The sequence below is a fragment of the Pseudomonas sp. IT-P253 genome (genome assembly GCF_949768125.1).
In the GTDB taxonomy this organism is placed as follows: domain Bacteria; phylum Pseudomonadota; class Gammaproteobacteria; order Pseudomonadales; family Pseudomonadaceae; genus Aquipseudomonas.
This window is the reverse complement of sequence record NZ_CATKPT010000030.1, coordinates 43,672-54,300: the sequence shown is the minus strand read 5'-3', so window position 1 is coordinate 54,300 and position 10,629 is coordinate 43,672. Positions and strand designations below refer to the sequence as shown.

At 60.4% G+C, this 10,629-nt stretch carries 7 protein-coding genes and 1 pseudogene; 6 read left to right on the top strand and 2 right to left on the bottom strand.

The genetic code is table 11. The features are described 5' to 3' along the window. From ACM6IR_RS16780 to ACM6IR_RS16770, 3 genes and pseudogenes are all read left to right on the top strand, one after another. Window positions 1-184 (top strand): annotated as a pseudogene (locus ACM6IR_RS16780) (hypothetical protein); the annotation flags it as partial. An 84-nt stretch (window positions 185-268) separates the two neighbouring features. Then, a complete protein-coding gene (locus tag ACM6IR_RS16775) occupies window positions 269-2,299 on the top strand; it encodes a methyl-accepting chemotaxis protein (protein WP_414908733.1) in 2,031 nt (676 codons plus the stop codon). Between the two features lie 233 nt (window positions 2,300-2,532). Continuing rightward, entirely contained in the window at window positions 2,533-2,922 is a 390-nt protein-coding gene (locus ACM6IR_RS16770; protein WP_414908732.1) for a hypothetical protein, read from the top strand. On the opposite strand, the gene ACM6IR_RS16765 is transcribed toward ACM6IR_RS16770, so the two are convergent. Further along, window positions 2,923-3,699: a TatD family hydrolase gene (locus tag ACM6IR_RS16765; protein WP_414908731.1), complete on the bottom strand. Its 777-nt coding sequence runs from the start codon at window positions 3,697-3,699 to the stop codon at window positions 2,923-2,925. 3 nt (window positions 3,700-3,702) lie between these two features. Next, window positions 3,703-4,698, bottom strand: coding sequence for a catabolite repressor/activator (gene cra / locus ACM6IR_RS16760; RefSeq protein ID WP_414908730.1), 996 nt, complete (start codon window positions 4,696-4,698; stop codon window positions 3,703-3,705). A 290-nt stretch (window positions 4,699-4,988) separates the two neighbouring features. Between cra and ptsP the strand changes: the two genes are divergently transcribed. The 3 genes from ptsP to ACM6IR_RS16745 are packed head-to-tail and all read left to right on the top strand — an operon-like array spanning window position 4,989 to window position 10,542. Next, window positions 4,989-7,850: a phosphoenolpyruvate--protein phosphotransferase gene (ptsP, locus tag ACM6IR_RS16755; protein WP_414908729.1), complete on the top strand. Its 2,862-nt coding sequence runs from the start codon at window positions 4,989-4,991 to the stop codon at window positions 7,848-7,850. Next, entirely contained in the window at window positions 7,850-8,791 is a 942-nt protein-coding gene (gene pfkB / locus ACM6IR_RS16750) for a 1-phosphofructokinase (protein WP_414908728.1), read from the top strand. Before ptsP ends, pfkB begins: the two co-directional genes overlap by 1 nt. An 11-nt stretch (window positions 8,792-8,802) precedes the next feature. After that, a complete protein-coding gene (locus ACM6IR_RS16745; protein WP_414908727.1) occupies window positions 8,803-10,542 on the top strand; it encodes a PTS fructose-like transporter subunit IIB in 1,740 nt (579 codons plus the stop codon). Window positions 10,543-10,629 lie beyond the last annotated feature (87 nt).

Here is a 10,629-nt window from a genome sequence, read left to right as displayed (position 1 = left end):
TAGCCTGCGTTCGGCTGCGTTCGGCTGCGCAGCAGTCGCCAATTCAGTCACCGCGGATTTTCAGGTTCATTGCGTTATCAGGATTTACGACTGCTGCGCAGCCGAACGCAGGCTACGCCAGCTGCTACAAGGCCGCGTTCGCTCTGCCGTTTACCTTAAGTTACAAAACCTCCCGCCGATTTAAGTTATACAGAGATAGCGCCGAATAGTGGCTTTCTGCTGTCGAACTGCGCCTGCCAATAAAAATAAGAATAGAAGGGGACCTCCAGTGAAGAGCTTGCTCTATCCCGCCGTTGCGCTAATGAATCGCCTGAGCTTTGGTATGAAGTTCAGCCTGATCAGCGTGCTGTTCCTTGTGCCGATGCTGGTGACCAATTTCTATCTGGTACGCGATTCCTATCGCGAATTCCAGGGCAGCCAAATCGAATTGCAGAGCCTCGATCTCCTGGGGAGCAGCCTGACGTTACGGCGCGATCTGGAAACCTTGAATAACCTGGTGCAGATCAACGTCACTCTCGGTCAGTCTGGCAAGGCTGGCAATGTCGAGTCGCAAATCAGTACCTTGGGGCAAAGCGTGCTGAACCGTTTGCAAGGGCTGACAGCGATGACCACGGATCCGGAGCAGATCGCTGTTTTCGATGCCAAGCGTGATGAGATGATCGCCGCGTTCAAGGCCGAGCAAGCGGAAAGCTCCCTGCAAAGCAAAAGCGGGATGATTGGCAAGTTGCTCGGTAGCGCGCAGATTCTCAACCAGATCATCGTCAGCCAGGCTGGCCTGAGTCGTGATACTCAGAGCGACATGCGTCAGCTGAGCGAACTCATGACCAATATCACCCCACGGGTTACCCAAATACTGGGCGAAGGCCGGGCGATGGGTTCTTTTTCGTTGGGGCAGGGCTTTCTCAACTCGGCATCGAGTACCCGCTTCGACGAATTGTTGGCACAGATCGAAAAGCTGCAGGGCGAATACGGGCTGAAACTGCAGGATGCACTGGATTCAAGCAAAGCGGCACGGGAAGCCCTTGCCGTTCAAGCCGATAACAGCAAGGCTTCGATGAAGAAGGCCAGCGAACTGTTCGAAGAACAGGTGGTGATGGCTGACACGCTCGATACGCCGTGGCAGGGTTTTTACGATCAGGTCACAGGGCTGATGGACCGGACCTACCAACTCAATGACGCCACGCTGAAGTTTCTCGGCACCCAGTTGCAGCAGAGGCTGGAACAGAATCGCACGCACATGATTTTGCAGGCCGTGGCGCTCTCGGTGGTGTTTGTGTTGATCTTTTACCTTTATGGCGGTTTCTACGCCTCGACCCGCACCACCCTGAAGCGTCTCGGCGCAATGATGAACAAGGTGGCCGCCGGCGACATGACGGTGACCTTCAACGCCAATAGCCGCGATGAACTGGGCGAGCTCGGCGAAGTGTTCAATGGCACCGTGAAAAAAATCCATGACCTGATCGAGCGAGTAGGGCAGACCGTCAGCGAGGTCGAACGCCAGGCCGGTCAGGTGGAAAACGTTTCCGCGCAGAGCAACCAGGCCGTGGCGGGGCAGCGTTCCCAGATCGAGCAGGTGGCGACGGCCATGAACCAGATGTCGGCCACTTCCCTTGAGGTGGCGCGCAGTGCCGCGGCAGCGGTCAACAGTGCCCACAGCGTTAACGACGAGACCATTAACGGTCGCGGGCTGGTGGAGTCGCAGCAGGGCAGCATTGCCAAACTTGCCAGTGAAATCGATCAGTCGGTGTTGGTGATCAATCAGCTGGCCAGCGACAGCCAGTCCATCAGTCGTGTATTGGAGGTGATCAAGAGCATCGCCGAACAGACCAACCTGCTGGCCCTCAACGCGGCCATCGAAGCGGCGCGAGCGGGCGAGCAAGGGCGTGGTTTTGCCGTAGTGGCGGACGAGGTCCGGACCCTGGCCAAGCGGACCCAGCAATCCACCGAAGAAATCGAGCAGATGATCGCCAAGCTCCATGGCGGTGTCGGTGCAGCGGTGAAGGCGATGGGTATCAGCCATCAGGTGGCCAGCGGCACTGTCGGCCAGTCGGAGAAGGTCCAGCAGGCACTGGAAAACATCCTCGGTGCCGTCGGCATGATTGTCGATCAGAATCAGCAGATCGCTGCTGCGGTGGAGCAGCAGACCGCTGTGGCTCATGACATCGATCAGAATATTGTCGAGATCAACCGCGCAGGCGAGCGCACCGCCGAAGGCGCGTATCAGACCGAGCATGCCAGCCGTGCGTTGTCGTCTCAGGTGGTGGAACTCAGGCAGCTGATCAGCGCGTTCCGCGTGTAAATAACCTGTAGGAGCGAGCTTGCTCGCGATGGACGTGAACGATGACGCGTACTGCCCGGAAAAATACGCCGCCTTCGAATCCATCGCGAGCAAGCTCGCTCCTACATGATTTGTAGTATTTATTTCTTTCCCATATAGGCATTATCCTATTTGTGAGTGTTTCTGTTTTTTAGTCTTCTTTGGTCTTCAATGATTGAGAGATCGGTCTCTCTGACCCGCCAGGAGGCTCGGTTATGTCTGCTGCAACGAATGGAATTCAGGGCCGCTGCGCCCACTGCCGCCACACATTGCTGCTCAAACCCTGGCAACTCAACGCCATTGCCATCAATGAAGCGTTCACCTGTTCCCACTGCCAGAAATCCTTGCATCTGAGTGATCCGAAACAGATCAAGCGCTTCAAGTCCAACGACTCGCTGGCATTGCTGCGGACGAGCGCGCAGATCATGGTCTGCACCGCGTTGCTGGTGGCGTTGGTGATGGAGTGGATGAGGTTGCTCAGCGTTCTGGAGCAGGTGAATTTTTCGCTGTTGGCGATCTTCGTCTACTTCATCGTGATTCGATTTGCCCGGCATCGGCAGCACATCACACTGACACTTGAAGCCGCCAAGACCCACATCAATTAATTACCAGTTGAACAGCTCACAGGCATTGGCGGTGCTGGCCGCGGCCAATTGCTCAGCGGTGATCGACATGATCCCCGCCAGCGCCGAGCAGATCGCCGGCAAGTGGGCCGGGCTGTTGCGTTGACCGGGGAACATGACGGGTGCCATGTCCGGAGCGTCGGTTTCCAATACCACCGATTCAAGCGGCAGTTCAGCGAGAACGCGGTGCATGCGCAGGGCCTGAGGCCAGGTCGCGGCGCCGCCGAGGCCGAGTTTGAAACCAAGCTTGATGTACTCGCGGGCCTCTTCTTTACTGCCGGCGAAGGCGTGGATGATCCCTGCGCGTTTCAACCGAAACCGTTTCAGCGTGGCTATCACGGCCGCATGGCTGCGTCGCACATGAATCAGCGCCGGCAGATTGAAGTCCGCCGCCAGTTGTAGCTGCGCCTCGAACAGTGTCTGCTGGCGTTCGCGGTCCAGGGTTTCGATGAAGTAATCCAGGCCGATCTCGCCCACTGCACACACCTGCCGATGGCCGGCGAGCCGAGCCAGCCAATCGCCGAGTTCGGGTAAATCTTCAGGCTGATGTACATCCAGATACATCGGGTGTAAACCGAATGCTGCATGCAGGTCGGGATCGCTTTGCACCAGATCCCAGACCCGCTGCCAATTGGCCTGATAAACCCCCAACACCACCATCCGCTTCACACCGAGGGCGCGGCTCTCGGCGAGCAGCGCCTGACGATCCTCGTCGAAGTCCGGAAAATCCAGATGAGTGTGGCTGTCGATCAGCTCCACGGTTCAGTCCTGGCGAATGCGCTGCTTGAAGGTCCGCGGGATGGCCTGCACGCCGGGTTGGTAATCGGACTGCTCGATGGCGGCGAGCGCCAGGGCCAGCGCTTTGTCGGCGATCAGCTGATGCTGCTGGGCCATGGCGTTGACCGGCAACGGCAGGAAGTCCAGCAATTGCGTGTCACCGAAGGTGCCGAGGCGCAGCGGGCGGGTTTTGAGCGGGAAATCGTGCAAGGCATCGAACACGCCCTGAAGCAGCACGTAGGACGTGGTCACCAGCGCATCCGGCAAATGACCCAGACGCTGCAGCAGTTCTTCCATCAACTGTTTACCGCACTCACGGCTGAACGACTCGCCGTGTTCGATCAGCACCTCGCCTTTGAACGCGGTTAGCGCTTCCTTGAAGCCGGCCGCCCGTTCCTGGCTGATGCTCAGTTCGGGGCGCGCACCGATCAGCGCGATCTGTTTGGGCTGTGGGTCCAGTAGACTGTGGGTCAGTTGCAGACTGGCTTCGCGGTCGTCGCTGATGACGGAGCAAAAATGCTCGGGGTCCATGACCCGGTCGATGGCGATGATCGGAATGCCCTTGGCCTGCAACAGACGATAGCTTTCATCGCCCGCGGGCAAGCAACTGGCAACAATCAATGCGTCGCAGCGCCGAGCGCGGAACAGTTGCAGCAATTGCCGTTCGCTGTCCGGCGCATCATCGGAACTGGCAATCAACAATTGATAACCGCGAGCCCGGGCGCCTTGCTCCAGCAATTTGGCGATCCGTGCGTAACTGGGGTTTTCCAGGTCCGGCAGAATGAAACCCAAGGTGCGGGTGTGCCGACTACGCAGCCCGGCTGCTTGCGGATTGGGCGTAAAGCCATGTTGTTCGACGACGGCACGCACGCGTTCGACGGTGGCGCTGCTGATGCGTTGCTGTTCGGCCTTGCCATTAATGACATAACTGGCGGTGGTAACGGACACACCGGCCAACTGTGCGATATCACTGAGTTTCAACTCGGGATTTCCTTGTTTTTTCGAGCTTGCCCCGACATTTTTGCCAATCGTACCCGATTCAGGCAGGCGACCATTGTTGCAGCTCATCCGACAAGTTGGACTTCAAGGATGAGACATTATCGAGTAACGTGCCAAACAATCTAGATTAAACGTTTCAGCAGGCGTATTTTCTACGTTTTACACGCCTTTGGCCGGTTCTGCCGAGATACCGCCAAAAGTGATGACGATGGGCCTAAGCTTCAATCATTCAAACAATACCTGGCGCCCCACGGCGCCAAAAAGGAGAAAGCATGCTCGAGCTCACTATAGAGCAGATATCCATGGGCCAGTCGGCTGTGGATAAGTCCGCAGCGTTGCACTTGCTCGCCCAGCATCTGGTCGCCGACGGTCTGGTCGCCGATGGCTATCTCGCCGGGTTGCAGGCGCGTGAAGCACAGGGCTCGACCTTTCTCGGTCAAGGTATTGCCATCCCCCACGGAACCCCGGAAACCCGCGATCTGGTGTTTTCCACCGGCGTGCGGCTGATGCAATTCCCTGAGGGCGTGGACTGGGGCGACGGGCAGATCGTTTACCTGGCGATTGGTATCGCGGCCAAATCCGATGAGCACTTGCGTCTGTTGCAACTGCTGACCCGCGCGCTCGGCGAGACCGATCTGGGCCAGGCCCTGCGTCGCGCCAGCTCCGCCGAAGCCTTGTTGAAATTGCTGCAAGGTGCACCGCAGGAGCTGGCGCTGGATGCGCAGATGATTGGCCTCGGCGTTTCTGCCGATGACTTCGAAGAGTTGGTCTGGCGCGGCGCCCGTTTGCTGCGTCAGGCCGATTGTGTGAGCAATGGTTTCTCCGCCGTGCTGCAACAGGTGGAAGCACTACCCCTGGGCGATGGGCTGTGGTGGCTGCACAGCGAGCAAACCGTGAAGCGCCCGGGACTGGCGTTCGTCACCCCGGACAAGCCGATACGTTACCTCGGTCAGCCGTTGAGCGGGCTGTTCTGTCTGGCCAGCCTCGGCGAGGCGCACCAGGCGTTGCTCGAACGCCTTTGCGCGTTGCTGATTGAAGGACGCGGCCATGAACTGGGTCGCGCCACCAGCAGTCGTAAAGTGCTCGAAGTGCTCGGTGGTGAGTTGCCGGTCGATTGGCCGAATGCCCGAATTGCCCTGGCCAACGCCCACGGTTTGCATGCGCGCCCGGCGAACATCCTCGCGCAACTGGCGAAAAGTTTTGAAGGTGAGATTCGCGTCCGCATTGTCGATGGTCAGGACAACGCGGTGTCGGTCAAGAGTTTGAGCAAACTGCTGAGCCTCGGCGCCCGTCGCGGTCAGGTGCTGGAATTCATCGCCGAACCGAGCATCGCCGCCGATGCGTTGCCGGCCTTGTTGGCCGCCGTCGAAGAAGGCCTGGGTGAAGAGGTCGAGCCATTACCGGCCGTGAGTCAACAGCGCGAAGTCTTTGCCGATGTGGCCGAAGTACTGCTCGCGCCTGTGTCCGGCAGTCTGGTTCAGGCCATCGCCGCTGCACCTGGCATCGCCATCGGTCCGGCGCATATTCACGTGCTGCAAACCATCGATTACCCACTGCGCGGTGAGTCCGCCGCCGTCGAGCGCGAACGTCTCAAACAGGCTTTATCCGAGGTGCGTCGCGACATCGAAGGCCTGATCGAGCGCAGCAAAGCCAAGGCCATTCGCGAGATTTTCATCACCCATCTGGAAATGCTCGACGACCCGGAACTGACCGATGAAGTCGACACCCGTCTCAAGCAAGGCGAAAGCGCCGAAGCGGCATGGATGGCAGTGATCGAGGCGGCGGCCAAGCAACAGGAATCGCTGCAGGACGCCTTGCTCGCCGAGCGTGCCGCCGACCTGCGCGACGTCGGTCGACGAGTGTTGGCGCAACTCAGTGGCGTCGAAACGCCGAGCGAGCCCGATCAACCGTACATTCTGGTGATGGAGGAAGTCGGCCCTTCCGACGTGGCGCGTCTGGACCCGACTCGCGTCGCCGGCATTCTCACCGCCCGGGGCGGTGCCACGGCCCACAGCGCCATCGTTGCCCGTGCCCTCGGAATTCCAGCGCTGGTTGGTGCGGGGGCGGCAGTATTGCTGCTGGCGCCAGGCACGCCGTTGCTGCTCGACGGTCAGCGCGGTCGCCTTCACGTGGACGCTGACGCTGCGACCTTGCAGCGCGCCATCGAAGAGCGCGACACCCGCGAGCAACGTCTGAAAGCGGCGGCTGAACAGCGCCATCTACCGGCGCTGACCACTGACGGCCATGCGGTCGAAGTGTTCGCCAACATCGGCGAAAGCGCCGGCGTGACCAGTGCCGTGGAGCAGGGCGCCGAGGGCATTGGCCTGCTGCGCACCGAACTGATTTTCATGGCCCATTCGCAAGCGCCGGACGAGGCCACGCAAGAAGTTGAATATCGCCGCGTGCTCGATGGCCTGGCGGGGCGGCCGCTGGTGGTACGTACACTCGACGTCGGCGGCGACAAACCGCTGCCGTATTGGCCGATCGCCAAAGAGGAAAACCCGTTCCTGGGCGTGCGCGGTATTCGCTTGACCCTGCAGCGGCCGCAGATCATGGAAGCGCAGTTGCGCGCCTTGCTCCGCGCCGCCGACAACCGTCCGCTGCGGATCATGTTCCCCATGGTCGGCAGCGTCGACGAATGGCGGCAGGCGCGGGACATGACCGAACGCCTGCGTCTGGAAATCCCGGTCGCAGACCTGCAATTGGGCATCATGATCGAAGTGCCGTCGGCGGCCTTGCTGGCGCCGGTGCTGGCCAAGGAAGTCGACTTCTTCAGCGTCGGCACCAACGATCTGACGCAATACACCCTGGCCATCGACCGTGGTCATCCCACCTTGTCGGCCCAGGCTGACGGCTTGCACCCGGCGGTTCTGCAATTGATCGACATCACCGTACGCGCGGCCCATGCCAACGGCAAATGGGTCGGCGTGTGCGGCGAACTGGCCGCCGACCCTCTGGCGGTGCCGGTGCTGGTCGGGCTGGGCGTGGATGAGCTCAGTGTGTCGGGCCGCAGCATTGCCGAGGTCAAGGCGCGCATTCGCGAACTCAGCCTGACTCAGGCCCAAACCTTGGCCCAGCAGGCGCTGGCCGTTGGCAGCGCGAATGAAGTACGCGCATTAGTGGAGGCCCTGTAATGGCCAAGATCCTGACCCTGACCCTCAACCCGGCGCTTGACCTGACGGTGCAGCTGCCGCGCCTAGAAGCCGGACAGGTCAACCGCAGCGACGAGATGCACACCCACGCCGCCGGTAAAGGCGTGAACGTGGCGCAGGTGCTGGTGGACCTGGGGCATCAGCTGACCGTCAGCGGATTCCTTGGGGAGGATAATCTTCAAGCATTCGAAACCTTGTTTACCAAGCGTGGTTTTGTCGACGCATTTATCCGCGTCCCCGGCGAAACCCGCAGCAACATCAAACTGGCGGAAAGCGATGGACGCATCACCGATATCAACGGCCCGGGGCCGAGGGTCAGTGAGGCGGCGCAACAGGCATTGCTTGATCGGCTCGACCGGATTGCACCGGGGCATGACGCGGTTGTCGTGGCTGGCAGCCTGCCTCAAGGCATCAGTCCTCAGTGGTTGCAGGCGTTGATTCTGCGTTTGAAAAACCTCGGGTTGAACGTTGCGCTGGACACCAGTGGCGAAGCGTTACGCGTAGCGCTCAAGGCCGGCCCGTGGCTGATAAAGCCCAATACTGAAGAACTGGCCGATGCGCTCGGCTGCGAAGTGATTTCGGTCGCGGCACAGGCTGAGGCCGCGAGCCGCTTGCACGCTCAAGGCATCGAGCATGTGGTGATTTCTCACGGAGCCGAGGGCGTGAACTGGTTCAGTGTCGGCTCGGCGCTGCATGCCATACCGCCCAAGGTCAGCGTTGTCAGCACGGTGGGCGCGGGCGACTCGTTGTTGGCCGGCATGCTCCACGGATTACTCAGTGCCGATACGCCTGAACAGACTTTGCGCACCGCCACGGCGATTGCCGCGATGGCGGTCACCCAGATTGGTTTCGGCATGGGCGACGCCGCTCAGTTGGCTCGGTTAGAACAGGGTGTGCGCGTGCGCCCCCTGACAGAACAATAAGAGGGTACGTCATGAAATTAGCCATTGTTACGGCGTGCCCGAACGGCATGGTCACCAGTGTGCTGTGCGCCCGTTTGCTCGATGCGGCGGCCCAGCGTCAGGGCTGGAGCACCAGCGTCGAAGTCACCGATGCAACGCACCCGGAACGTCAATTGTCGGCGGCCACGATCGAGGCGGCCGAGTGGGTGTTGCTGGTGACCAGCGTGCCTGTGGATATGTCGCGATTTGTCGGTAAACGGGTTTTTCGCAGCACGCCTGCGCAGGCTTTGCAGGATGTTGAGGCGGTGCTGCGTCGGGGGGCTGAAGAGGCTCAGGTTTACAGCGCGCCAGATGCCGTCGCCGAGTCGGTTGCGCCCGTTCAAAACGCGCCACGCCTGGTTGCGATTACGGCGTGTCCGACCGGCGTTGCCCACACCTTTATGGCCGCCGAAGCCTTGCAGCAAGCGGCCAAGCGTTTGGGCTACGACCTGCAAGTGGAAACCCAGGGTTCTGTCGGTGCGCGCAATCCATTGAGCGCGGCAGCGATTGCCGACGCGGACGTGGTGCTGCTGGCCTGCGACATTGAAGTCGCCACTGAGCGTTTTGCCGGCAAGAAAATCTATCGTTGCGGCACCGGCATCGCATTGAAACAAGCCGAAGCGACGCTGAACAAAGCGTTGGCAGAAGGTCGGCAGGAAAGTGCTTCGACGGGCGCCAAAGGCCCAGCCAGGCAAGAGAAGACCGGCGTCTACAAACACTTGCTGACTGGCGTATCGTTCATGCTGCCGATGGTGGTGGCGGGCGGTTTGATGATCGCGTTGTCGTTCGTGTTCGGCATCACCGCGTTCAAGGAACCGGGCACGTTGGCGGCAGCGCTGATGCAGATCGGTGGCGAGACCGCATTCAAATTGATGGTGCCGCTGCTGGCGGGCTACATCGCCTACTCAATCGCCGATCGTCCGGGCCTGGCGCCGGGGATGATCGGTGGATTGCTGGCGAGCACCCTGGGTGCCGGTTTTATCGGCGGGATCATCGCCGGTTTCATCGCCGGTTATGCCGCACAGGCGATCAATCGTTATGCGCGGTTACCGCAAAGCCTCGAGGCGCTGAAACCGATTTTGATCATCCCGTTGCTGGCGAGTCTGTTCACCGGTCTGGTGATGATCTACGTGGTCGGCAAACCCGTGGCCGGGATGCTCGAAGGGCTCACACACTTCCTCGACAGCATGGGCACTACCAACGCGATTCTGCTCGGTGTGTTGTTGGGCGGCATGATGTGTGTCGACCTGGGCGGGCCGATCAACAAAGCGGCGTATGCGTTCTCGGTAGGGCTGTTGGCTTCACAAAGTTATGCACCGATGGCCGCGACGATGGCCGCCGGCATGGTGCCGCCGATTGGCCTGGGCATCGCCACGTTCATTGCCCGGCGCAAGTTCGCCCAGGCCGAACGCGAGGCCGGTAAAGCAGCGTTGGTGCTGGGCTTGTGCTTCATCTCCGAAGGCGCGATTCCGTTCGCCGCCAAGGACCCGTTGCGGGTGATTCCGGCGAGCATTGCCGGTGGCGCGCTGACCGGCGCGTTGTCGATGTATTTCGGTTGCAAGCTGATGGCACCGCACGGCGGATTGTTTGTATTGGCGATCCCGAATGCGATCAACCATGCGCTGCTATACCTGCTGGCTATTGTCGCGGGGAGTCTGCTGACGGCGGTGGCGTATGCCGTGCTCAAGCGATCTGAGGTCGTTGAGTTGGCCATAGAGCCCGTCAACGCCTGACACCTGCCCCTGTGTAGGAGCGAGCTTGCTCGCGAAGGTGGGTCAGACACCCTTGTGTCGACTGATACACCATCGCGAGCAAGCTCG

Coding starts and splice junctions, on each gene's coding strand:
- ACM6IR_RS16770 (WP_414908732.1), top strand. CDS start 2,533: ATGTCTGCTGCAACGAATGGAATTCAGGGCCGCTGCGCCCACTGCCGC.
- ptsP (WP_414908729.1), top strand. CDS start 4,989: ATGCTCGAGCTCACTATAGAGCAGATATCCATGGGCCAGTCGGCTGTG.
- pfkB (WP_414908728.1), top strand. CDS start 7,850: ATGGCCAAGATCCTGACCCTGACCCTCAACCCGGCGCTTGACCTGACG.
- ACM6IR_RS16745 (WP_414908727.1), top strand. CDS start 8,803: ATGAAATTAGCCATTGTTACGGCGTGCCCGAACGGCATGGTCACCAGT.